We start from the raw sequence: 23,222 nt of genomic DNA on the forward strand, positions 1-23,222 counted from the left end.
ATGATAACAGTGCTTCCATTTGGTTGGTATTTCTACATTAGCGGCAGTTTAAGTGCAGAAGTATTTATATCTGTAATTATTCTATCTTTAGGTATTGCAGGACCTTTACTTGAAACAATCAATTTTGTTGATGGTCTTGCTAAGATAGGAACTATTGCTAATTCTATTAACTTAATTTTAGAAGGAAAAGAACAAAAGCATTCTGATAGAGAAGTAACTATCCAGCAATATAATATTGATTTACAAAATGTAAAGTTTGGATATGAAGAAGAAAAAGAAATTCTTCATGGAATATCCCTAAACATAAAAGAAGGAACAACAGTGGCTTTTGTTGGACCAAGTGGAAGTGGCAAGTCAACTTTAGCAAAATTAATAGCTGGATATTGGGATATTACGGAAGGAAATATAAATATTGGTGGATACAATCTTAATGAAATTCCATTAAAGCAATTATATAGTTTAACAGCCTTTGTTTCGCAGGATAATTTTTTGTTCAACGAAAGTATTAGGGAAAATATCCGAATGGGTAATCCAAGTGCCAGTGATAAAGAAGTAGAAGACATTGCTAAGAAATCGGGTTGTCATGATTTTATTATGAAAATGGAACATGGTTACGATACGGTTGTCGGAAGTAGTGGTAGCCATGTTTCTGGTGGAGAAAGGCAAAGAATATCTATAGCAAGAGCAATGCTCAAAAATGCACCTATTGTAATACTTGATGAAGCTACTTCATATATAGATCCTGAAAATGAAGTGATTATAAAGCAAGCTTTATCAAAGCTTATAAAAGATAAAACGGTGATTATTATTGCTCATAGATTATCAACTATAACAGATGCAGAACAAATATTCTTAATTGAGAATGGAAAACTTGTTTCATACGGTAAGCATGATGAATTATTAAAAGGTTGTGAATTATACCGAAATATGTGGAACGCTCATATAGGAACAAAGGATGGTGGGATGAAATGTTAAGTGCTTTAAAAAAGATTTTAGATTTCTCAGGTGATGAAAAGAAAAATGTATATCACTCTATATGGGTAAGTTTTTTGTTTGCGATTTTTCATATGCTTCAAATCAGTGCTATTTATTTTATAGTGAAAGCAATTGTCCAAAAAGACATGAGCATGATGCCCGCGTGGATCGCATTAATACTTCTTGTTATTAGCATAATCGGAAGAAGTGTTACAAATTATTTTCACAATTACAGCAATGCCATGCAAGTTATTTCATGGTGGCAAATAAAAGAGTAGCAATAGGTGAAATGTTAAAAAAAATACCTATGGGATTTTTCAATGAAAACAATATTGGTGAAGTGGTTGGAATTTCTACAACTGTTTTAGAAGATGTAGAAAATACCGCAGCAATGGTTATGGTAAATACATTATCAGGTTTTATAAACACGATAATATTTACAATAATGATTTAGCATTTGAGTGGAGAATAGGTTTTATTGTTGCAATTGGATGCCTATTGTACTTATTTGTTCTCTCAAAAATGGAAAGCAAATCAAGGAGTGTTCTTCCTAAAAGACAAAAAGCATCTGCTAAATTAGTTGATGCCATTTTAGAACAAATTGGAGGAATGTCTGTTATAAATCCTTCAATTTAACAGGGAAAGGAGATGAAAAAGTCAGAGGTGCTATTGAAAATAGTAGAAAATAAATCTTGATTGTGAAAAACTGTTTACACCTTATACGATTTTGCAAAATATTCTTTTGGATTTGTTTAGCATTTTGATAATAGGTGCAGGTATTTTCTTTTATATCAATGGAGAACTCTCATTCTTAAATACAGTTATGACGATTATAATTTCTTTTCTTGCTTTTTCTCAAATAAAATTGGCAGGAAGTGCAACAACTTCTCTCAGAGTTGTTAGTGGATCTATTGAGCAAACAAAGAAGTTAGAGAAATTTCCACAGATGGATATTGATGGAAAAGACATAAAGCCTACTACTTTCGATATTTCTTTTGATAATGTAGAGTTTTCTTATTCAGGCAAAAAATCCTTGATGATATTTCTGTCAAGATACCACAAAACCAAATGACAGCTATAGTTGGACCTTCAGGAGCTGGAAAAACAACACTTTGTAATTTGATAGCTAGATTTTGGGATGTAGAGAAAGGAGAAATCAGCATAGGTAAACATAATATTAAAGAATATTCATTGGAGTCATTAATGAGACAAATTAGTATGGTTTTTCAAAATGTTTATTTATTTCAAGACACTATTGAGAACAATATAAAGTTTGCTAAGCCAGATGCTACACATGAGGAAGTTATAGAAGCTGCAAAGAAAGCGTGTTGTCATGAATTTATTATGAAGCTTCCTGAACAATATGAAACAGTTATAGGAGAGGGAGGTGCAAGTTTATCTGGTGGAGAAAGACAAAGAATATCAATTGCAAGAGCAATGATAAAGAATGCACCTATTATTATTTTCGATGAAGCTACTGCAAATGTAGACCCTGAAAATGAGGATAAATTGCAGGTTGCTATGGAGGAACTCACAAGAAATAAAACAGTAATAATGATAGCACACAGACTAAAGACAATAAAAAATGCAAACCAAATACTTGTTTTAGCAAATGGAAAAATAAATCAAAAAGGCACACATGAAGAGCTAATTCAAGCAGAAGGTATCTATAAAAATTTTGTTGAGGCACGACAAAAGGCAGTTAATTGGAAATTGTCATGAGTGAAAATGATTTATATGAGAATTATTCAAATATAGCTCATGTAGATTTATATTATTTTAATTTAAGGAGGATTAAAAAAATGAAAAAAGGATTGTCAGCTAAAGATCTAATCAATGTAGGAATTTATACAGCCATTTATTTAGTTCTGTTTTTTGTAGTAGGGATGATGAATGCAATTCCTATCTTATACCCAGCTATCTATCTTCTCATTCCTATAGTCACAGGAATTCCATTTATGTTGTTTTTAACCAAAATAGAAAAATTTGGCATGGTTACGATTATGTCAATTATTATTGGTGTGTTTTGGTATTTTATGGGCTATACATGGTTAGCGTTAGTGGGATATATTCCATTTGGAATTATCAGTGATCTGGTTATGAAATCAGGTGGTTTTAAGAGTTTTAAAAAGAATGTTATTGGATTTTGGCTATTTTCTTGTGGAATGATAGGTTGTCAAATGCCAATGTGGGTAATGGCAGATACCTATATGGAAGGTGTTAAGCAACAAATGGGAGAACAATATGCACTTGCACTCGCAAAATATATGCCTTCTTGGATGGGTATTGCTGCATTTGGAATTATTTTTATCGGCTCATTTATTGGTGCAAATTTAGGGAGGAAAATGCTTAAGAAACACTTTGAGAGAGCGGGTATCATTTAATGGAAGAGTATGAGGTATACGAACCGAATAAACCAAAGGGCTTTTTCTTAGATCCTCGTACTAAAATTTTATTTATGATATTTATAACAACCATAATGTCTGTCGGATATAAGGATATTTTAGTTAGCCTTATATCCGCCATTGTGGCAATAGCATTATTATTATCTAATAAACAAGTTAAGATAGCTTTCATTTATGGAGGGCTATTTACCTTGGCTATTATGGCACACTTTACGAAAGATATGTACACATTGCCTACACTCATAAATACAATTTCAGTATTGTTGAATGCCTTAATTTTAAGACTATTTCCAATTTTCATGTTGGGATATTATGTTGTAATGTCCACAAAAACGAGCGAGTTTATAGCAGCCATGGTAAAGTGGAAAATTCCCAATGCATTTATTATTCCAACAGCAGTTGCATTCAGGTTTATTCCAACTTTGAAAGAAGAACACAACTCTATTAAGACTGCTATGAAAATGAGAGGAATTAGTTTTAAAAATAAAAAGGCGTGGAAAAATCCAAGCTTATACTTGGAATATGTAACAATACCTTTAATCGTTTCTATTGCAAAAATAGGTGATGAATTGTCGGCGGCGGCAATAAGTAGAGGATTGGGAGCTTTGAAAAAGAGAACTACTGTAGTAAAAGTAAAGTTTACTATATATGATTTGCTCATTTTACTCTTTTCAATTGCCTTTACAGGACTATTTTTTATAGGAGGGGATAGCATTGATTGAATTTAAAGACGTGTCATTTACTTATGATAGCGGGAATAAGAATGCTGGAATTTATAATATTAATTTAAATATCAATGCTGGTGAAGTAGTTGTATTTGTGGTGAGTCCGGTTGCGGAAAAACTACAATAAGTAGGTTGATAAATGGGTTAATTCCCGGGTATTATTCCGGAAATTTGACTGGTAGCGTTATTGTAAATGAACATGAAATTTCTAAAATTCTATTAATGAATTGAGTCAATATGTAGGATCAGTATTTCAAAATCCAAGAACTCAATTTTTCAATGTAGATTCAACAAGCGAAATTGCATTCGCCTGTGAAAATTTTGGGATTTCAAGAGAAGAAATTTGTAGAAGAATTGGCAAGGTAACAAAAGAATTAAATATAAAAGATTTGCTTGATAAGAGCTTGTTTTCTATGTCAGGAGGAGAAAAACAAAAAATTGCTTGTGCTTCTGCTGCTGTTATGGAGCCTGAAATCTATGTATTAGATGAGCCATCTTCTAATTTAGATATACAAACTATAAAATGTTAAAATATATCATAAAAAATGGAAAGAAAAAAGTCAACTGTGGTTATTGCAGAGCATAGACTACAATATTTAATAGATATTGCAGATAGATTTATTTATATGAAAGATGGAAAAATTAACAAAGAATTTTCTTGTGTTGAGTTCAAGAAATTACCTAACAGCATTTTAAATAATATGGGGTTAAGGAGCATACACCCTATTGATACCAGTAGCCGTATAAAAAATATAGAATCTAAGGAACAAATAGAGATTAAGAATTTTATGTTTAGTTATGGAAAAGAGCCGTTTTTTGAAATTAATGATGCTGTATTACCTCAAAAATCTATTGTGGCTGTTTTAGGAAATAATGGTTCTGGAAAATCAACTTTTTCAAAATGCTTATGTGGAGTTGAAGAAAAAGCAAAAGGAACTTTAAATATACAAACAGAAAGTTATGCTACAAGAGAAAGGCTAAAAAAATGTTTTATGGTGATGCAGGATGTTAATCATCAATTATTTACCGAATCAGTTAAAGAAGAAATTCTTTTGAGTATAGAGAACGATGAGAATAAAGAAGAAAAGATCGATGAAATATGTAAAAAGTTAAATTTAATGGATTTTATAGATTGCCATCCAATGTCATTATCCGGAGGGCAAAAACAAAGGGTTGCAATTGCAAGTGCTATCGCTTCTGATAGGACAATACTGATTTTGGACGAACCTACAAGTGGTTTGGATTTTAAGAATATGAAAGAAGTTTCTAATGAAATGATAAGGCTTAAAGAGGACGGAAAAACTATTTTTATTATCACACATGATCCGGAATTAGTAGAATGTTGTTGTGATTATTTTATGTTTATGGAGAATGGAAAAGTCAAATGGCATGGTATTAAAGATGAAAAGAATATGGGAAAATTAGGGAATTCTTCGATCAAACTTAAAATTTGCTAAAAAAATCTGGATAAAAAAAGGAGGTAATTTATGAAACAAGATATGAAAGAACAATTATTAACAAAAAGACCTATAGATTTACTTTTTCAATTATCTGTCCCTGCTGTAATAGGAATGATAGTAATAGGTCTTTATCCACTAATGGATGGAATTTTTGCAGGAAATATTATAGGACAAACAGCAATGACAGCTTGTGGTGTAGCTATGCCACTTACATTTTTCAATAGTGGTGTATCTACACTTATTGGTGTAGGTTCAGCATCGGTTTTATCAAGAGCTATAGGAAAGGGTGACCAAAAAACAGTTGATAAAATTATGGGGAATTTAATCTTTTGGGTTATTCTATTCTCATCAATTATTACAATAGGCGGAATTTTACTTGCACCACATTTTTTAGATATGGTTGGAGCAAGTGGAAAAATTAAAGAATATGGTATCAGATATTTACGAGTAATTTTCATTGGTTCTTTATTTGTAAACTTTACTCAATCAGCAAACATGGTTATGCGTGGAGAAGGATTAATGAAAAAAGCAATGCTCATTATGGGGCTAGGGGCTTTTTTAAACATAATTCTTGATCCAATTCTAATGAAATTAATGGGAAAATACGCAATAGAAGGGGCTGCACTTGCAACTATTACAGCACAATTTGTTCAAGCGATAATAACACTCCATTACTTCAAATATAAAAGTAAAGCAGTAAAAATAAATAAAATCAAACCTGATCAGGAAATAAAAAAAGAAATGTTTGGCGTAGGGTCATCTGCTATGATGATGCAAATTTTATTTATGATTCAACAAACAATGCTATATAAAATGTCATTTAAATATGGCGGAGATACAAATGCTATCTTGATGGCAGCAACACTTAGAATATATGCCTTTTCATTCATTCCACTTTGGGGAATGAGTCAAGGTTTACAACCTGTAGTTGGTACAAATTTTGGAGCGAAAAAATACGACAGAGTAAAAGAAGCTATGAAAGTATTTTCTATCGGAGGATTAGTTCTTGCATCAATATTTTGGATACCAGCATTAGCATTTTCAAAGAATATTCTGTCTTTATTTGGAGTAGAAGAAAGTATTATAACTCAGGGAATAGGGAACTTTAGACTATTTTATTCTATCTTTATCCTATATGGAGTAATGGTAATGACTATAACATTCTTCCAATCAATAGGAAACGCTAAAAAAGCTGGCATAATAGTCATGCTAAGGCAGTTATTTTTATTCATACCTGCCATGATTATTTTACCAATGATATTTGGAGTTAAAGCAGTATGGTTTGCAGAACCCCTTGTAGATTTAATTATGATAATAGTTGGTGTAGTAATGATGTTTGGGGAATTAAATAGGATGGATAAAATTAGTTTGAAAAATTCGAGTAATGAATAATAAGTGGGTTTATTTAAAAGAATGGAGGGAAATATGCAAATAAATATAATTAAAGTAAATTTACCTTTTTTCTTTGGTTTACGCTGTTTACAAGTTAGATAACTCAGTTAAAAAATTAAATACAATTACTATTAGAAAGAGTTTCTTTCATTCTAGAGGACTAACCATGCCCAAGAGCAGGAGTCCTCCTTTTTTTGTCTGAAAACATAAAGACAAAAAAAGAATGGAGGAAACATAAATGACAAAAGAATATTACCTTTATGTTGGTGGGCAAAAAATCAAAGTAAGCGAACAGATATACAAAGTCTACTGGCAAGAAAGAGAACACGAAAAGTATTTAGAGCAGGTGGACAAGAAAAACCACTTGCTCTTTTTTTCGTCCCTAAATCATGATGGGAATTTCGAAGATAATCTAGAAGATAAAAATGTTGATGTTGAAAAAGTTGTAGCTACACAAATGATGATTGAAGCACTAAGAAATGCAATGTCAAAGTTAAATAGGGATGAGCGGGAAATCATAGAAAGATTATATTTCAATGATGAAACACTTCGTGCAGTAGCAAAGACTAAAAATATCTCACATCCAACTTTAATTAAAAGACGAGATAAAATTTTAGAAAAACTAAAGAAATTTATAGAAGAATTATAAATTCTGGTTACCAAAGAGGGCAGATTTTCCTTTATAAATTGAAGGGGAATTTTGTCCTCTTTTATATAAAAAAGAAATTAATAGAAATTTGAACCGTGACAACTGAATAGACCAAGACAGGACATTAACCATTTGTGGAGCTTTATAATTTCTTCGCCATGACTTTTCTGCTGATAAGGATTTCGGTTTAAATAAATACTCTAGCTAAAGGAAGGATATAAGAAAACGAGCGACAAAAAGAAATTATATATTCAGCCTAGGAAACTGATGCATTGAAGCAAATGGGGATAATGATACTTCTACAGTTGTTGCCGGCTCATCTTGAAAAGGGGCGGTGGTGAAATTCCAATGTCGTGACCTACACGCCTGTTAATGTCAAAAAACTTAAAAAAATTAAAGATAAGGAGAAGATATTATGTGTGATGAACATAATATAAATACAGAAATGAAAACAGATAAAAAGATAAACAGATGATAAATCAAATTGATGGTTGGAATATAGAAGTTAAATTTAATGAAAATGGATTTAGTTTAGAAAATTTAGTAGAGGAATACATCAAAGAAAAATTTCTGTCTATTAGGGGCTGACAAAAAATATAAGGAGCGTTATAATATTTTGTGGAAGCCTAACCTTGGTTCGATTTATTGTATGTAAATTGAATTAAAGGAGGCTTTTTATGTTTAAAAACAATTTAGCAAAAGAAAATTTGGCAGTTATGTATTTAAGATTATCAAAAGAAGATGGCGAAAAAACAGAAAGTAACTCTATATCCAATCAAAGAGAAATTATAAACTCTTATGCAAGAAAAAATCAAATTCCAATAGTAAAAGAGTATGTAGATGATGGGTATTCAGGTGCAAATTTTGATCGTCCCAATTTTAAAGAAATGATAAAGGCTGCCTATGATAGAAAGTTCAATACAATTATTGTAAAGGACTTATCAAGATTCGGAAGAGATTATATAGAAGCTGGAAAATATATTCAAAGAATATTTCCGGAAAATGGTATAAGATTTATATCAGTAAATGACAATTACGATAGTAAAAGTGCAGATATAAACGATACACATCTTATACTTCCTATAAAAAACTTCATCAATGATAGTTATTGCCGAGATATTTCCAATAAGGTAAAAAGCTCTCAAAAGATAAAAAGAGAAAAAGGAGATTTTATCAGTGCTTTTGCACCTTATGGATATAAAAAGTCTGAGGAGAATAAAAACAAGTTAGTGATTGATAAAAAGATATCGGATATTATCAAAAATATATTTGATATGAAACTCTTGGGATATTCCTCAAAGGCAATTGCAGATGAACTAAATCATTTAGGAGTTTTAAATCCAAGAAAATATAAAGAAAGTCAAGGATTTAAGTGTAATGGATTTCAAAATACAAAAGGTGGAACTTGGTCAGCAAAGACAGTAAATAGAATTATAGAAAATGAAGTATATATTGGAAATACTTTACAAGGAAAGAGTGTTACTTTAAGTTATAAAAATAAAAAGCAGATAGAAAAAGAGAAAGAAGAATGGATAAGAGTAGAAAATACCCATGAAGCAATTATAAGTAAAGAAGTTTTTACTATTGCAAATACTATGTTAAAAAGAGATTTGAATAATTCTCGTGGAAAGGACAAAATTGATATTTTTACAGGAATGCTTTTTTGTAAAGAATGTGGAAGTTCTTTGATTAGAAGGACTGTAAAGTATAAAAAAGAGAAGAGATATTCTATATCTGTTCAAAGTACAACAAGGGAAAATCTTGCACAAGACACAGCATAAAAGAAGAAACTTTAATAAAAGCAGTATCTAAAATAATGAAGTCCTACATTGAATTTAATGAAAATCTATATTCTAAAGTTCAGCGTATAGATATAAATAAAAATTTGAAAGACAATCAAATTCCTATACTAAAACGAGAAAAAGCAATGACAGAAGAACTCTTATCTTCCCTTTACCTTGATCTAAAAGAAGATGTTATTAGTAAAGAAGAATATCAACTTTTTAGAAAAAACTATACAGAGAAATTGACTAAATTAGATGAAAGTATCGAGTATAGATTAAAAAACAGGAAGATACTAAGGAGAAGATTGACAAAAATAAAAGTTGGATCATCGACATTAACAAGTATAAAAATTTATCGGAAATAGATAGATTATCTGTTGTGATGCTTATTGATAAAATTTTTATTTCTGAAGATAAGACGATATATGTTAGGTTTAATCATACCGAAGAATTATCTTTACTTGAAGAAATGACAAAAATGGATAAGTCTGACATTAAAGCTAACACCATAAAAAAGAAAAGTATCGATATAAGCAGGAAGTCAAAAACTATACCCACTGTTATGAATAAAAGTCTTGTAAGGGCTGAAAGTGAGGTATGCTATGGCTAGAACAAAAAATAGGCATATATCACAATCAGAAACAGAAGTTGTAAAAGTGATTGAAAAAATATACATTGCCGGTATTTATGCTAGATTATCACAGGAAAGAAAGGAAGCTTATAGGGATAAAAGTAATTCACTTGAAATGCAGGAAGAACTTTGCATAAAAGCTGCAAACGAAAAAGATATAAAGATTTTAAGAGTATACAAGGACTATGAGTATTCTGGAACAAATTTTAAAAGACCTGCATTTATTGAAATGATGGAAGATATCCGAACAGGTAGGATAAATTGTATCATCGTAAAAGATATGTCAAGGTTTGGTAGAGAGTATTTAGAAATCGCAAACTATATCGAAAAAGTATTTCCATTTTTGGGAGTTCGATTTATTTCCGTAAATGATAATCTGGATACCAAAGACGGTATAAAATCAGATCAGAGTTATGAAATAGCAATAAAAATATCTTCAATGATTTATACGCAAAAGATATTTCAAAGAAAATAAAAGCCTCTAAAGAAATAAAAATGAAACAAGGGTCTTTTATAGGAGCGATGGCTCCGTATGGCTATAAGGTTGATAAAATTGATGGAAAAAGAGTTCTGGTGATGGACGAAAAGGCATCAGATGTAGTAAGACTTATCTTTTATATGGCAGGTCAAGGTAAATCCAATATGCAAATAGCAAGAGAATTGACTAAAACATATACGACACCTGATGAATATAAAAGAACAGGTAAAATTTTAAGGATAAAGAAGATACAAAACAATGGGATATTTCTTATATATCAAAAATGCTTTCTGATGAAGTATATATTGGGAATTTGATTCAAAGAGTATACTCAAATAGACATGATCCAAGTAGGAAAAGTAAGTTTCGTGATAAAGAAGAGTGGATTATAACAGAGAACACCCACGAAGGGTTAATAGACAAAACTACATTTAAAAATATCAGAGAGATAAAGGAGAAAAAACAAAACTATCTACCTTACCATTCACTGAAAAACATAATAAAAGACGGAAAAGAAAATGTTGGAGTAAAAATTCAAAGAGATTATAAAAAAGAAGGAAAGTATGACGGCCTCATACAATGCAGTGTTTGTGGTAGAAATTTGAAAAAACAATATGGACCACGAGGACTGAAATATCATGATGAGATTTGCTATTGCTATTATTGTAAAGGTGGAGACAGATTAAAATTAGAAAAATCTCATGTCAGAATATATGAAACAGACCTAGACAAAATTTTAGTAGATACCTTTAAAAGACTGTTTTCAAGCTTTTATAAAAAGGATAAAAGATTACAACTAAAAATATATTTAGAAAATATAAGTGCTGAAAAGATAAATCAAGTTTCTATAAAAACAGATGTAAATAATAAAAAGATTGCTTCTCTTAGGATCAATCTACAAGAACAATATGAAAACTATGTTAAAGGAGAGGTTCTTTTAAGTGATTTTAAAATAGAAAGTAAAAAATAAATAATCAAATAAAAACCTTAAAAAATGAGTTAAAAGTTTTTGATGAAAGAATAAGAAATATAAAAAAGAAAAAAGAGAAATTATAGAATTTATAGATGTACTATTTTGCTGCTTGGATGCTAAAAGCATAGAAGTTGATAAAGAATTGGTCGATACATTAATTAGCCATATAGAAATATCAGAGTATAAGCAGGTTACCATATATTTTAAGTTTAATCTTGATAAAGATATGGAAAAGCAGTTGGAGGTAGAGCATGAATAAGATAGCTATATATTTAAGACTTTCTGAAGAAGATTATCACAAAGTAGATGAAAGTGTAAGTATAGTAAATCAAAGAGATTATATAAAAAGCTACATTGAAAATGAAACATCTTTAAAAAGTTGTGAAATAGAAGAATATGTAGATGATGGATATTCTGCTACTAATACAAATAGACCTTCATTTTTAAGGCTTATTGAGGATATAAAGAGTGGTAAAGTAGGAACTATAATTGTAAAAGATATGTCTAGGTTTTCAAGAGATTATATTTTGCTTGGGGATTACTTAAGCAATATATTACCATTTCTAAAAATACGATTTATTGCTATTAATGACAACTATGATTCTTTAAAAGAACAAGGCAATGGCTTAGATACAGATACACAGTTTAAGACATTGTATTATGATTTATTCAGTAAGGAATTATCTGAAAGGTAAGAAGTTCTATTAGGCAAATTAAATCGCAGGGGAAAAATATAAATTGGGCAGCACCTTTTGGATATATTAAAGATCCTAAAGATAAACATAGTATCATCATTGATGAAAAAACAGCTTTTATAGTTAAAGAAGCTTTTGATTTATTGCTAAAAGGATATTCCTGTAATCAAGTGGCTAATATATTTAATGAAAAAGGTTATATTACACGCTCTGAACGAAAAGAAGAACTGAAACTTTCTGATTATACTGGAAATTTAATTACTGGAAGTGAGGTAAAGAAAAGAGTTTGGACAAACGCAGCTATCTCACAGATTACAAGGAACGAACTATATACAGGAGATTATGTATATAATAAATTCAAAGAAACAAAAATAGGTGGAAGAAAAAGAATTTTACTTCCTGAAGAGGAGTGGAAAATACTTCCAAATACCCATGAAGCGATTATTTCAAGAGAAGTATTTGATGAGGTAAAGAAAATAAAAGAAAAAAGAAGTTTTGGGGGATATACAGGAAACAAAAATCGTTCTATTTTTTCTGATAAGATTTTTTGTAAAGAATGTGGTAGACATATGAGTTTTCGCAGTGATATTAGACAAAAGAAAAATTCGGATAAAATATACAAGTATAAAAGTTATTATTGTAATTTATGTAAAGCTGAGAAAAAACCAAACAATATCAAAGAGAAAGATATTATTGAACTTATAAAACCCAAATTAAAAGATTTTAAGATACAAAACACATTAAATGAAGAGAAAGTCATAGAACACAAGAATGTGAAAGAAGAGATTCTAAAGGAAATATCCATATTAAACAGTAATTTACAAATCATCTATGAAAACTATAAAAGGAAAATATTTCAAAAGATGACTATTTAAAGGAAAAATCTTTTATCCAAGATAAAAAGATATTATTGGAGAGTAAGTTGGAAGAATTGAAGTCGGAGAATATTGATTCAAAGAAAGAAACGGATATTGTTATCTTAGATGAGGAAGGTTTGCTGAAAGTTTATGTGAAAAGTTTAATTGATAAAATAATCGTATCAAGAAGTGGAGAAATAGAAATTGTAGAAAAATAGATGAATAGCATTAAAAGTAACTCATAATCTCGCCAACTTTAATTTAAATACGCCAAAGTGAAAATAATGGCGAGGAAATTTGCGGAAATAAATAGTACTGTTTACTATGAGTTGATAGGGTAAATATTTAGGAACAAATAAAAAATGATATAATTATAGTTAAAATGAGATATTGTGAGGTGATTTTTGTGTCTAAAATAAATGTTGAAGGTTCAGAAATCAGCATTATTGCTATAGATAATAGGGATTACATTTCTTTAACAGATATGGTTAGAAATGTTGAAAATGGTGTGGCACTAATAGAAAAATGGCTTAGAAACAAGAACACAATAGAGTTTTTAGGTATTTGGGAAGAAATGTATAATACAAATTTTAATTCCCCCGAATTCGAGGGAATTAAAAATGAAGCAGGATTTAACCGATTTATTTTATCTGTTAAACAATGGGTCAATAAGACGAATTCTATTGGAATTATTGCCAAAGCAGGAAGATATGGTGGAACATATGCTCATAAAGATATAGCTTTTGAATTTGCTTCTTGGGTATCACCTTATTTTAAGCTCTATCTTATTAAAGAGTTTGAGCGCTTAAAAGAAGAAGAACAAAAACAATTAGGTTGGGATATCAAGAGGAATTTAGCTAAGATAAATTACAAAATTCATACAGATGCCATTAAAAATAAGCTTGTACCTGAAAAACTTTCAAAAGAAAAAATCAACTTTATTTATGCAAGTGAAGCAGATATATTAAATGTAGCTTTGTTTGGAATGACAGCAAAAGAATGGCGTGAAGAAAATCCGGACTTAAAAGGAAATATGAGAGACTATGCTGATATATCACAATTAGTGTGTTTATCAAATCTTGAGAACTTAAATGCTGTTTTTATAAATGAGGGAATGGATGCAACTGAAAGGATAGAAAAATTAAATGCAATTGCTATTGAACAAATGAGGATTCTAACAGAAAGTGAACGTATAAAAAGTTAAAATAAAAGTTTTGTATATAAATTAGGCGATAGAAATATCGTCTAATTTTATGTAACAATTGCTTGACATTGTAGGGGAAGACAACATTGTTAAATCTTATAGGAGGGATTGATCATCAAACAGAGGGGAAAATTATGTTTGATGATGTGGAATTAAATAATTTAAATGAGGAAGAATTAACAGAGTATCGTAGAAAGAATATAGGGTTTATATTCCAAGAATACAATCTAATTCCCATCTTAAATGTTCGAGAAAATATAATTTTACCTTTAAATTTAGATGGCAAAGAAGCCGATAACGACTATTTAGATGAAATTTTAGATTTGTTAGAGATAAAACAAAAATATCTGCTTTCCCAAACCAATTGTCAGGAGGACAACAACAAAGAGTAGCTATTGCCAGAGCTCTCATTTCGAAACCAAAAGTAATTTTAGCAGACGAACCAACAGGAAATTTGGATCAAAGAAATAGTCAAAATATAATGGAGCTATTTGTTCAGATGAATAAAAAATTTAATCAAACAATTATAATGATTACACACAATTTAGAATTAACAAAGTATTGCGATAGAGTTATACGCATATTAGATGGTCAAATTGTGGAGGATAAAAAAAATGAAAAATAATATCCTGAAAACATATGTCAAAAGAGATTTGAAAGTTAATAAAATTAAAAGTTCTACAATATTGCTGACTATAATTTTATCTTTTGTCTTTATTAGCATAATGAGTTTGTATTCTATAAGTGCTAAATTAATGTTTCAGGAAAAACTAGAAAATGGACATCAAGCATCATTAATTAAAGTAAATCCTAAACAAGTTGAAGGGATAAAATCAGAGAAGAGCATAAAAAAAGCAGGAATAGGATATATTTTTCCAGAAGTTAGTATAGGTGATATAAATCTAAGAGTTGCATATATGGATTCAGATTTACGTGACTTAGGGAATGTAAATAGTATAGAAGGATCTTATCCTCAAAAAGATAATGAGATAATAGTGTCTGAAAACTACTTAAAACGTATTAACAAAAAAATTGGTATTAGAGAAAGTATAAACCTAAATTTAGGTAATGGTTCAAAAAAATATATAATAAGTGGAATTTTATATAAAGAAGGTGTAGAAGGAACTTATCCCATATTTGTATCTAAATCTTATGTTGATAAATTTGGTCAAGTTGATAATTACTTAGTACAACTAAGTATGAAATCACCAAATTCATACTCTGAAGATATGCTAAAAAATGAGATAAATTCAATAGCAGCTAAATATAAAGTAGAAGAATCTGACGTTCACTTTTTTGATATGTATTTTAGTTATATGAATTTGGTTAATACAGATCAATATATTATGCTTTTAATATTGGCAGTTTTGTTAGGGGTAGTTTCATATCTCATTATCCATAATATTTTGTATGTTTTTACATTAGAAGATAGGAAAAACATAGCGATTCTGCGATTGATAGGAGCAAGTAGAAAACAGTCAATGATTATTCTAAATAAAAGGATATTATATATTGGTTTAATAGGAATTTGCTTAGGAATTTTAGGGACTTTTAGCATATTTTTATCAATAACAGAAATGGACTAATATTTTTATTAGAACATAATCCATTATATATAATAGTCACTTTAATACTTAGCAGTTTGTATATTTTTATGGTTCTTAAATCTTCGGCAATCTCTATAAGAAAAGATATAAATAGAATTTCTGCTAAAGAACTTTTTACAAGTGGTCAATCTACAAGCCATCTGGTAAAGAGAAAGGAAAATAGTTTTGTTACACCTAAATTTATAGCATGGCTTAATATAAAAAGAGATCCTAGAAAGACAATAACTATGATTCTATCACTAAGTATTGGAGGAGTATTACTTGTTTCATCTTATGCTTTTTTAAAATCCTTTGATCCAGAACAATTAGCAAGAAAAAGTTATACAAATTATGAAATAAGTATTATGTCAAATGAAGATTCTATTTTGGGCAGTTCTAATGATGAAATTAATGGTGATATGGAAAAAGAAATCCATTAGATAATAACTTAATTCGTTCATTAGAAGAGATTGATAATGTAGAAAAAATTGAAGTGGTAAAAGGTACAAATGCAACTTTCGTAAGTCCAAATGGAAACTCAGAAGATTTGAGTATTGTAGGATATACTCATCAACAAGAAAGCTTTCTTAATAACAAACTTATAGAGGGAAATACCTCATACTCGAAGTTGACCAAAGAAAAGGGAGTTATTGTTAATCAGCCAAAAGAAATAAAAAATATTATGGATGGGATGTACAAATAGGTGACGAAGTAAAATTTCAACAAAATGGCAAAGATTTTACGGCTAAAGTAATGGGTATAACCGATACTTTAAGTAGTGGGATATACTTTTATATTCCAGATAATTCATTGAATTATTTTGGAGATAATAATACTAATTTTAATTATGAATTGAGACTTGAATTAAAAGATAAGACATTAAAGGCTCAAAAAAGTACTGTAAATAAAGTAAAACAATTGATTAATATGCATCCATTAAAAATGGAAACTTATTTAAATGCGGTAGATGAATATAAAGTGTCTTTAAAAACTAGTAAAAAGTTTCTTTTATCAATAACTATATTAATTTTGATTATGGGTGTTGGAAACTTAATAAATACTTACTTTACAAATGTGATTAGTAGGAAGAAAGAGATTTCTTTCTTAAATCTTGTAGGTATGAGTAAATCTCAACGTATTAGTATGCTCATGAACGAAAATCGTTACTATATGAAGAGAATTCTTATAATTACTTTAATAGGTGGAGTTATTATTTCGTATGGTCTTCACGTTTATACAAATAATGATCCGATTCTTGGTGGATTGCAATATAGATTCCCAATTGTAGAATTTATATTGTATTCTATTATTATGTATGTCATTGGAAGAATTGTTTTGAGGATTGTTGATACCATATTGATTACTAAGAGGAAATAGTATGGGTAAAAAATAAAAAATCAAATTACAATATTTGAGGATTTAGATTGATACACAAAATTATTTACAGATCCATTATAGAAGTTATATTCTATCTCTCCACTTCCTTCCCATAATAATTTTCATAGTTTTTCCTATACTGAACAAGGTCATAAAATTGTTCTTTATTCAAAGAATACTCTTGCATAAGGGTGTTCTTTTTTTCTTGCAATTTATCGAGCTTTGATAGTATTTCTTTTGTATTTGGTAGTTTTTTATAGCTTTCTAAGATTTCTTTAACGTCTATTTTGTAGACAGAAAGTTCACTATAATATTCTTTGACAAATTGTTTATCTTCAGGATTTTTCTTGTGGTATTTATAAATCTCATGATATTTATTTATAATATTTACATTTTATCATATCTTGTGACTGACTTTTTATTTCGGTTTATACATCAGAAAAAGAACAAAAATATCAGGCTAACTAGGATAAAGACATGCTTAACATTCTTTGATTCATTTAAACGTAGCATTATCTGAGTTTTACATACAATTGAAGTAAAGAGCAATTTCTAAAATAAAAGGCAAAATTTAAAATAGTATTATAGTAATAATTTTTTATGAACAAGGAATTCAAAAAGCAAGTGACGAAGTATTTTCAATGACTAAAAATTATATAGGAAAGATAATAAAAATATTCACAAAAGTTAGCTGAAATATCTTATAAAAGACCTTATAATTATGTTAAAAGTAGGATATATAATATCATTATTTAGAATTCCTCATAAAATTATAGAAAGGAATAATCAAATGAGCGAATATATATTAGAAACTAAAAATTTAGTAAAAAATTTCGGAAATTTTACAGCAATAGATAATGTTAATTTAAAAGTAAAAAACAATCTATCTATGGTTTAATAGGAGATAATGGAGCCGGAAAATCAACTATTATGAGGATGATATCTGGATTATCTAATAAGAGTAGTGGGAATATAGAGCTATTTGGTAAAAATGTTAAAAAAATTCTAGTTATTTTAGTAAAGTAGGCAATTTAATAGAAACACCAGCATTATATATGCAGCTAACAGCTTATGACAATTTGAAATTAAAATGTTTATCTTATGATATAGAAAATGAAATGTATATAAAAGAAATACTTAAAATAGTTGGGTTGGAAAATTGTTATAATAAACAAGTTAAGAGTTTTTCATTAGGAATGAAACAAAGACTTGGTATTGCAATGGCACTTATAGGATCTCCTGAAATTATTATTTTAGACGAGCCAATTAATGGGCTTGATCCTCAAGGAATAGTCGATATTAGAAATATGTTAAAAGAAATTAATAAAAAATACGGCATTACCATAATTATATCAAGCCATATATTAGAAGAGTTATCTAAAATCGCAACAGATTTTGGAGTAATTTCAAAAGGGAAGTTACTAGCTGAGTTTACAATAGAAGATTTGCATAAAAAATGTAGATCAAGAATAGAGATAATAACCAGCGAAACGAATGAAGTATCAAAAATTTTAACTAAAAATGGATATGAAAATGAGATTATAAATAGTAAAAAAGTTATATTAAACGATTACTTTGATAAAATAAGTCTAATAAACTCTTTGTTAGTAAATTGTGGTATAGAAATAAGTTCAATTTCTGTAAAAGAAATGAGCTTTGAAGATTATTATATGGAGATATTAAGATGAGTAGAGCAATAAAATTAGAGTTATATAGACTACGAAGAAACAAATATCCATGGATAATTTTAATTCTTAGTAGCCTTATGATAATTGGATCTGTATATATGACAAAAGTTGATTATCATTACTATATTAATGATAAAGCAGCACTAGAAAACTTGAAAATAAATTTCACACAGATAAATTGGGGGATTTATGTTGGAAGTGTGATTCCAGATTGGTTAGATTTAGGCTATATACCTATAACTGAATTATTTATGAGAAATATTCAAAGTAAAATTTTATTGATGTTTCAAACAGTTTTTATTGTGATGTATATAGGAGATGAACTTAAATCTAGTTTTCTAAAAAATATTAATCAAGTTTTTCCAAAAAAAATAGAGCTAATTTTAGGAAAAGTAATAATAATATGTATATATACATTCGCAATATTTATTACCAGTTTTATTATTATGTCATTATCATTTTATATTATGGAAGGATATTTGAAATTCACAGAAACAGGAATATTCATAAAATATATACTCGCAGAATATTTATTATATATTACATATAGTATTGTAATAATGTTTTTAGCGTATTTGATAAGAAATTCTGCCGTTACACTTATTATTGGTCTCCTTGAGTCAGCTGGAATATTACAAATAATTGATACAATATTCCATCAAATATCTGGAAATTTATCATTTTCAATTATGAATTATCTTATATCAGGAAACATAGTATTATTATCAATTGATAGCAGTGTTTCTATTTATTTAAGAGTGACATTATTATCGATTATTTATTTGGTGATTATGATAATATTGAATACCATGATTCTTAGCAAAAGAGATATTTATTAAACTATAAATGGAGGATTTTATAGCATATGATACATTGGGATTTGCTCTATTTAATAAATGCACGGCAAAATGCAAACATTGTTGTTTTTCATGTTCTCCTGAATCTCAACAAAGACTTGATATCAATAGAGTGATACAATACATTAAAGAATCAGAAGAAATAAATGAAATAAAAACAATAGCTTTTACGGGAGGAGAAGTTTTTTTAGAATATCCGACATTATTAAAATTAGTTGAAATTTCAACAGAAGTTGGTAAGAATACTAGTATTGCGACAAATGGATTTTGGGCTGTAAACGAATAAGCAACATACGATAAACTTCATCAGCTTAAGAAAGGCGGATTAAAACATTTAAGTATAAGTCATGATAGATATCACAGTGAGTTTATTAGTACTAATAATATAAAAAACATACTTAAAGTTTCTTTAAATTTAGATATACAAGGAGATAAATATGGAAATATTAAATATAAAAGCAATAAAAAATATTATGGAACAGTAAATAATCAAGTAAAGGCTTTGGATGGGGTTGATTTAGAAGTTGGGAAAGGCGATTTTTTAATAATCCAAGGAGCATCTGGTAGTGGTAAATCTACGCTCCTAAATATAATAGGAGGGCTGGATAGAGCGACAAGCGGAAGTATAAAAATTAATGGTATAAATTTAGCGGATTTAGACGATAATGGATTGACTGAATTTAGAAGTAAAAATATTGGGTTTATTTTTCAAAGGTTTAATTTGATAAATATATTGAATATAAAAGAAAATATACTTTTTCCACTTAATATTAGTGGACTTGTAGAAGATGAGAAATACCTAAATAAAATAGTTGATACTTTAGGTATCGAAGATATATTACAAAAAATGCCAAATGAACTTTCGGGCGGACAGCAACAAAGAGTTGCTATTGCAAGAGCTTTAATAACAAATCCAAGTATATTATTGGCAGATGAACCTACTGGGAATCTAGACAGCAAAAATAGTAAAAATGTTATTGATTTACTTGTTTCAACTAATAGAAATTTTAACCAAACAATTATTTTAATTACCCATGATCAAAATATAGTTGAGTATTTATTGGAGAATAAATATGCAAGTATAGTGCGTCTTGAAGATGGGAGGTTATCAAAATAATGAATTATATTAGTAGATTGGCAACTAAGTATATAAGAGGAGAAAATAAAAATTTCCTTATAGGTTTAACAATAATCTTTTCCGCATTTATTTTGTCATTGACACTTTCTTTTTCTGCATCAAATCAAATTGGCATACATAAGACTACAAAATACATGCCTCAAATAACAGTATTAAATAAATCTGATAAAATTAATGATATAAAATCAGATAGAAGCATAGATAAAATTGTTACGTTAAATATTATTGATCAAGTAAAATTTCAAGGATCTCCAACTAATGTAATTTATTTAGACAATAATAATTATTTCGATTCAATAAAAGGTGAATTGCCAATAGATTCACATGATATTATGATAGAAAATCTATTTCAGACAAATATGGTTTGAAAATCGGAGATGAAATAAAAGTCGATGATAATTCTGGAGAAAAAACATTTACTATATCATCTATAGCATATAGGGATATGGAAGTGAGTCAGGTTAATTTATACGTATCGGAAAATTATTTTAAGAATTCAAAAGTAAAAGTAAGTTCCTCTATGATATTTTTGAAAGATAAGTCAGAGAAGTTTGCTTATAGTAAAGCTAATGAAATAAGAGATAAGTTTGAAATTCCTAAAGAAAACATTAATATTTATAATGAGTTTTTTACTTATTCCAATAATCAAAAAATTAGTGATTCTAGTATAGAACTAACGCTTATTTTGCTATTGCTTTCAATTACAACTTCATTAGTTTTATATTCAATATATTATATATCTATAAATAGAAGCATCAATGAACTTGGTAAATTAAGAGCACTAGGTTTAAAGCGTAAAGATTTAAAAAAATTAATAATAAGACAGGCTCAGTTTATTGCAATTCCTTCAGGAATAGTGGGCGGATTATTGGGCATTTTGGTAAATATATTGATTAGACCAGGAACTTTTGATTTCAAGATACATGGTTTGATTTTTATTGCAACAGTCATCTTTGTATTCACAATTGCTTGTATTTCTACATTAAGACCTGCAAATTACGCATCTAAAATTTCTCCAGTTGAAGCAATGAGTTATACTTCTTATACGGATGTTATAGCTCCAAGGCATAGCTCTAAAAAAGTTACTCCTTTATATCTAGGTATGTTAAATGCTAAAAGGAATAAAAAGCGTTCTATATTTACGTTAATATCTTTAGCGTTATGTAGTGTAATATTTATTGCTATGATAGGTGTTTTTTCTTCTATTTCGACTGAAGATATAGCTAAAAATACTAAATTCAAATTAGGTGAATATAATATCACATTTAAATTTATGGAGTATAAACCAGATGATATAAATGCAAGCAATTATAAAAAAGCTTTTACACAAGCCGAAAACAATCCAATTGATGAAAAATTAATATCAAAAATTAAGGAAATAGATGAGATTGATCGTATTAATATTGAAAAAGCTACTACGGTAAATTTTGATATAGAAAAGAATGATATACGCAATCAGGTTACAACTATTGTGGGATATAAAGAAACTGATATTGATAAATTAAAGACTAAATTAGTATTGGGAGATATAAAAGATGAGAATGATTTGATAGTTAATAATGCTAACAATGTTTTTGAAGATGTGTATAAACTAAGTCCAAAGTTAGGGGACACTATTAGGTTAAAATTTAGAGGGAAAGATGGACATATTGATGAAAAAGATTTTACTATATCCGCTATTTTAAACGATACAAGTTCAGAATATATATTTGGTATTCCAGAAAAAAAATTAGAAGAATTATGCGACTATAACATTAACAATTCTATTTCATTAAAATTAAAGGACTCTATAAATAAGAAAAAAATGAATATTATAGAGGATAAAGTTCGAAACATCTTGTCAGAAAATAAATTACTTGAATTCAATAAAGTTGATGATTATGTAAAAGAGCTTAACAAGCAATACAAAACAATTTTGTTAGCATCACTGATATTTACGTGTGTTTTTTTGATATTTGCTTTGTTTAATGTCATTAATTTATCCATAACCACATTTATTGAAAGAAAAAATCAAATAGGAACTATGATGGCACTAGGGATGAAAAAATCACATTTTATACTATCAAGAATATTTGAAACACAAATAATAATAGTAATATCTAATATTATTTCAATTATACTAGGGGGGATAATAGGGAAAACATTGATAGATATAATCGGAGATATAGTATTGAAGTTCGAATATAATTTTAACTTAATATATGTGTTGGCTTATCTAATATTAATTCATGTATTAGCGGCAATTATTGAGATTGTAATAGCTAAAACTGTAGACAATAAATCATTGATAAAATATATTGAGGAGTAATTATAGACAAAGAAAAATATTCAGAAGAATATAATGAACT

The 23,222-nt window shown here is 28.5% G+C and carries 29 protein-coding genes and 3 pseudogenes; 31 read left to right on the top strand and 1 reads right to left on the bottom strand.

Annotation, left to right across the window (positions count from 1 at the left end; translation table 11 throughout):
- From I6H46_RS10680 to I6H46_RS10010, 24 genes and pseudogenes are all read left to right on the top strand, one after another.
- Complete coding sequence (locus I6H46_RS10680; protein ID WP_456151198.1) at positions 1-975, top strand: ABC transporter ATP-binding protein; 975 nt, start codon at positions 1-3, stop codon at positions 973-975.
- Positions 969-2,697: pseudogene (locus tag I6H46_RS06460) on the top strand (ABC transporter ATP-binding protein). The gene I6H46_RS10680 and the pseudogene I6H46_RS06460 overlap by 7 nt, the downstream one beginning before the upstream one ends.
- Complete coding sequence (locus I6H46_RS06465; protein ID WP_234287301.1) at positions 2,694-3,359, top strand: MptD family putative ECF transporter S component; 666 nt, start codon at positions 2,694-2,696, stop codon at positions 3,357-3,359. The pseudogene I6H46_RS06460 and the gene I6H46_RS06465 overlap by 4 nt, the downstream one beginning before the upstream one ends.
- The gene (locus I6H46_RS06470; RefSeq protein ID WP_200225681.1) at positions 3,359-4,102 is read left to right on the top strand and encodes an energy-coupling factor transporter transmembrane component T; all 744 of its coding nucleotides are present in this window, start codon (positions 3,359-3,361) and stop codon (positions 4,100-4,102) included. Before I6H46_RS06465 ends, I6H46_RS06470 begins: the two co-directional genes overlap by 1 nt.
- Entirely contained in the window at positions 4,095-4,232 is a 138-nt protein-coding gene (locus I6H46_RS09930; protein WP_234287302.1) for a hypothetical protein, read from the top strand. Before I6H46_RS06470 ends, I6H46_RS09930 begins: the two co-directional genes overlap by 8 nt.
- A gap of 100 nt (positions 4,233-4,332) precedes the next feature.
- A complete protein-coding gene (locus I6H46_RS09935) occupies positions 4,333-4,635 on the top strand; it encodes an ABC transporter ATP-binding protein (RefSeq protein ID WP_234287303.1) in 303 nt (100 codons plus the stop codon).
- 15 nt (positions 4,636-4,650) lie between these two features.
- Positions 4,651-5,562, top strand: coding sequence for an ATP-binding cassette domain-containing protein (locus tag I6H46_RS09940; protein ID WP_234287304.1), 912 nt, complete (start codon positions 4,651-4,653; stop codon positions 5,560-5,562).
- 30 nt (positions 5,563-5,592) lie between these two features.
- Entirely contained in the window at positions 5,593-6,957 is a 1,365-nt protein-coding gene (locus I6H46_RS06480) for an MATE family efflux transporter (RefSeq protein WP_019117831.1), read from the top strand.
- 238 nt (positions 6,958-7,195) lie between these two features.
- Positions 7,196-7,606: an RNA polymerase sigma factor gene (locus I6H46_RS06485; protein ID WP_200225683.1), complete on the top strand. Its 411-nt coding sequence runs from the start codon at positions 7,196-7,198 to the stop codon at positions 7,604-7,606.
- Positions 7,607-8,283: 677 nt separating this feature from the next.
- Entirely contained in the window at positions 8,284-9,387 is a 1,104-nt protein-coding gene (locus I6H46_RS10685) for a recombinase family protein (RefSeq protein WP_234287305.1), read from the top strand.
- On the top strand, positions 9,339-9,755 hold the full coding sequence (locus I6H46_RS10690) for a hypothetical protein (RefSeq protein ID WP_325100622.1): 417 nt from the start codon (positions 9,339-9,341) through the stop codon (positions 9,753-9,755). The genes I6H46_RS10685 and I6H46_RS10690 overlap by 49 nt, the downstream gene beginning before the upstream one ends.
- 17 nt (positions 9,756-9,772) lie before the next feature.
- Complete coding sequence (locus I6H46_RS10695; protein ID WP_234287307.1) at positions 9,773-10,000, top strand: hypothetical protein; 228 nt, start codon at positions 9,773-9,775, stop codon at positions 9,998-10,000.
- A complete protein-coding gene (locus tag I6H46_RS09960; protein WP_234287308.1) occupies positions 9,993-10,496 on the top strand; it encodes a recombinase family protein in 504 nt (167 codons plus the stop codon). The genes I6H46_RS10695 and I6H46_RS09960 overlap by 8 nt, the downstream gene beginning before the upstream one ends.
- 20 nt (positions 10,497-10,516) lie before the next feature.
- Complete coding sequence (locus I6H46_RS09965; protein ID WP_234287309.1) at positions 10,517-10,816, top strand: hypothetical protein; 300 nt, start codon at positions 10,517-10,519, stop codon at positions 10,814-10,816.
- On the top strand, positions 10,783-11,469 hold the full coding sequence (locus I6H46_RS09970; RefSeq protein ID WP_234287310.1) for a recombinase family protein: 687 nt from the start codon (positions 10,783-10,785) through the stop codon (positions 11,467-11,469). The genes I6H46_RS09965 and I6H46_RS09970 overlap by 34 nt, the downstream gene beginning before the upstream one ends.
- A gap of 254 nt (positions 11,470-11,723) precedes the next feature.
- Positions 11,724-12,167 carry a recombinase family protein gene (locus I6H46_RS10700; RefSeq protein WP_234287311.1) on the top strand — a complete coding sequence of 148 codons (444 nt, stop codon included), beginning with the start codon at positions 11,724-11,726 and terminating at the stop codon, positions 12,165-12,167.
- 143 nt (positions 12,168-12,310) lie between these two features.
- Entirely contained in the window at positions 12,311-13,042 is a 732-nt protein-coding gene (locus I6H46_RS10705; protein ID WP_234287312.1) for a recombinase family protein, read from the top strand.
- A 47-nt stretch (positions 13,043-13,089) separates the two neighbouring features.
- Entirely contained in the window at positions 13,090-13,242 is a 153-nt protein-coding gene (locus I6H46_RS10710; RefSeq protein ID WP_234287313.1) for a hypothetical protein, read from the top strand.
- A 188-nt stretch (positions 13,243-13,430) separates the two neighbouring features.
- Positions 13,431-14,228, top strand: coding sequence for a KilA-N domain-containing protein (locus I6H46_RS06510; protein WP_200225685.1), 798 nt, complete (start codon positions 13,431-13,433; stop codon positions 14,226-14,228).
- A 134-nt stretch (positions 14,229-14,362) separates the two neighbouring features.
- Positions 14,363-14,853: pseudogene (locus tag I6H46_RS09990) on the top strand (ABC transporter ATP-binding protein).
- The gene (locus I6H46_RS09995) at positions 14,843-15,814 is read left to right on the top strand and encodes an ABC transporter permease (RefSeq protein ID WP_234287314.1); all 972 of its coding nucleotides are present in this window, start codon (positions 14,843-14,845) and stop codon (positions 15,812-15,814) included. The pseudogene I6H46_RS09990 and the gene I6H46_RS09995 overlap by 11 nt, the downstream one beginning before the upstream one ends.
- Before the next feature lie 68 nt (positions 15,815-15,882).
- On the top strand, positions 15,883-16,254 hold the full coding sequence (locus tag I6H46_RS10000; protein WP_234287315.1) for a hypothetical protein: 372 nt from the start codon (positions 15,883-15,885) through the stop codon (positions 16,252-16,254).
- Positions 16,255-16,307: 53 nt separating this feature from the next.
- Positions 16,308-16,517: a hypothetical protein gene (locus I6H46_RS10005; protein ID WP_234287316.1), complete on the top strand. Its 210-nt coding sequence runs from the start codon at positions 16,308-16,310 to the stop codon at positions 16,515-16,517.
- A 50-nt stretch (positions 16,518-16,567) separates the two neighbouring features.
- Positions 16,568-17,191 carry an FtsX-like permease family protein gene (locus I6H46_RS10010; protein WP_234287317.1) on the top strand — a complete coding sequence of 208 codons (624 nt, stop codon included), beginning with the start codon at positions 16,568-16,570 and terminating at the stop codon, positions 17,189-17,191.
- A gap of 91 nt (positions 17,192-17,282) precedes the next feature.
- Here I6H46_RS10010 and I6H46_RS06530 read toward each other — a convergent pair.
- A pseudogene (locus I6H46_RS06530) lies at positions 17,283-17,616 on the bottom strand (relaxase); the annotation flags it as partial.
- A 502-nt stretch (positions 17,617-18,118) separates the two neighbouring features.
- Between I6H46_RS06530 and I6H46_RS10315 the strand changes: the two are divergent.
- The 7 genes from I6H46_RS10315 (at position 18,119) to I6H46_RS06555 (ending at position 23,182) form a co-directional block, all read left to right on the top strand.
- Complete coding sequence (locus I6H46_RS10315; protein WP_407648127.1) at positions 18,119-18,217, top strand: hypothetical protein; 99 nt, start codon at positions 18,119-18,121, stop codon at positions 18,215-18,217.
- A 29-nt stretch (positions 18,218-18,246) separates the two neighbouring features.
- Positions 18,247-18,879: an ATP-binding cassette domain-containing protein gene (locus I6H46_RS10020; RefSeq protein ID WP_267907438.1), complete on the top strand. Its 633-nt coding sequence runs from the start codon at positions 18,247-18,249 to the stop codon at positions 18,877-18,879.
- Positions 18,876-19,718 carry an ABC transporter permease gene (locus I6H46_RS06540; RefSeq protein ID WP_004838481.1) on the top strand — a complete coding sequence of 281 codons (843 nt, stop codon included), beginning with the start codon at positions 18,876-18,878 and terminating at the stop codon, positions 19,716-19,718. Before I6H46_RS10020 ends, I6H46_RS06540 begins: the two co-directional genes overlap by 4 nt.
- A 7-nt stretch (positions 19,719-19,725) precedes the next feature.
- Positions 19,726-20,022: a radical SAM protein gene (locus tag I6H46_RS06545; protein ID WP_004838482.1), complete on the top strand. Its 297-nt coding sequence runs from the start codon at positions 19,726-19,728 to the stop codon at positions 20,020-20,022.
- Between the two features lie 216 nt (positions 20,023-20,238).
- On the top strand, positions 20,239-20,853 hold the full coding sequence (locus tag I6H46_RS06550) for an ABC transporter ATP-binding protein (protein WP_234287318.1): 615 nt from the start codon (positions 20,239-20,241) through the stop codon (positions 20,851-20,853).
- Positions 20,853-21,242, top strand: a complete 390-nt coding sequence (locus I6H46_RS10025) for a hypothetical protein (RefSeq protein ID WP_234287319.1) — start codon at positions 20,853-20,855, stop codon at positions 21,240-21,242. Before I6H46_RS06550 ends, I6H46_RS10025 begins: the two co-directional genes overlap by 1 nt.
- Positions 21,239-23,182 (top strand): ABC transporter permease, encoded by a 1,944-nt coding sequence (locus I6H46_RS06555; protein ID WP_234287320.1) that lies wholly within the window; start codon positions 21,239-21,241, stop codon positions 23,180-23,182. The genes I6H46_RS10025 and I6H46_RS06555 overlap by 4 nt, the downstream gene beginning before the upstream one ends.
- Positions 23,183-23,222 lie beyond the last annotated feature (40 nt).

The organism is Anaerococcus obesiensis (assembly GCF_016599815.1).
In the GTDB taxonomy this organism is placed as follows: domain Bacteria; phylum Bacillota; class Clostridia; order Tissierellales; family Peptoniphilaceae; genus Anaerococcus; species Anaerococcus vaginalis.

Bases quoted from the DNA above. Each gene is read 5' to 3' on its own strand.
- I6H46_RS10680 (WP_456151198.1), top strand. From the start codon at position 1: ATGATAACAGTGCTTCCATTTGGTTGGTATTTCTACATTAGCGGCAGT.
- I6H46_RS06465 (WP_234287301.1), top strand. From the start codon at position 2,694: ATGAGTGAAAATGATTTATATGAGAATTATTCAAATATAGCTCATGTA.
- I6H46_RS06470 (WP_200225681.1), top strand. From the start codon at position 3,359: ATGGAAGAGTATGAGGTATACGAACCGAATAAACCAAAGGGCTTTTTC.
- I6H46_RS09940 (WP_234287304.1), top strand. From the start codon at position 4,651: ATGGAAAGAAAAAAGTCAACTGTGGTTATTGCAGAGCATAGACTACAA.
- I6H46_RS06480 (WP_019117831.1), top strand. From the start codon at position 5,593: ATGAAACAAGATATGAAAGAACAATTATTAACAAAAAGACCTATAGAT.
- I6H46_RS06485 (WP_200225683.1), top strand. From the start codon at position 7,196: ATGACAAAAGAATATTACCTTTATGTTGGTGGGCAAAAAATCAAAGTA.
- I6H46_RS10685 (WP_234287305.1), top strand. From the start codon at position 8,284: ATGTTTAAAAACAATTTAGCAAAAGAAAATTTGGCAGTTATGTATTTA.
- I6H46_RS10695 (WP_234287307.1), top strand. From the start codon at position 9,773: ATGCTTATTGATAAAATTTTTATTTCTGAAGATAAGACGATATATGTT.
- I6H46_RS09960 (WP_234287308.1), top strand. From the start codon at position 9,993: ATGGCTAGAACAAAAAATAGGCATATATCACAATCAGAAACAGAAGTT.
- I6H46_RS09965 (WP_234287309.1), top strand. From the start codon at position 10,517: ATGAAACAAGGGTCTTTTATAGGAGCGATGGCTCCGTATGGCTATAAG.
- I6H46_RS09970 (WP_234287310.1), top strand. From the start codon at position 10,783: ATGCTTTCTGATGAAGTATATATTGGGAATTTGATTCAAAGAGTATAC.
- I6H46_RS10700 (WP_234287311.1), top strand. From the start codon at position 11,724: ATGAATAAGATAGCTATATATTTAAGACTTTCTGAAGAAGATTATCAC.
- I6H46_RS09995 (WP_234287314.1), top strand. From the start codon at position 14,843: ATGAAAAATAATATCCTGAAAACATATGTCAAAAGAGATTTGAAAGTT.
- I6H46_RS10000 (WP_234287315.1), top strand. From the start codon at position 15,883: ATGGTTCTTAAATCTTCGGCAATCTCTATAAGAAAAGATATAAATAGA.
- I6H46_RS10010 (WP_234287317.1), top strand. From the start codon at position 16,568: ATGGGTATAACCGATACTTTAAGTAGTGGGATATACTTTTATATTCCA.
- I6H46_RS10020 (WP_267907438.1), top strand. From the start codon at position 18,247: ATGCAGCTAACAGCTTATGACAATTTGAAATTAAAATGTTTATCTTAT.
- I6H46_RS06540 (WP_004838481.1), top strand. From the start codon at position 18,876: ATGAGTAGAGCAATAAAATTAGAGTTATATAGACTACGAAGAAACAAA.
- I6H46_RS06545 (WP_004838482.1), top strand. From the start codon at position 19,726: ATGGAGGATTTTATAGCATATGATACATTGGGATTTGCTCTATTTAAT.
- I6H46_RS10025 (WP_234287319.1), top strand. From the start codon at position 20,853: ATGAATTATATTAGTAGATTGGCAACTAAGTATATAAGAGGAGAAAAT.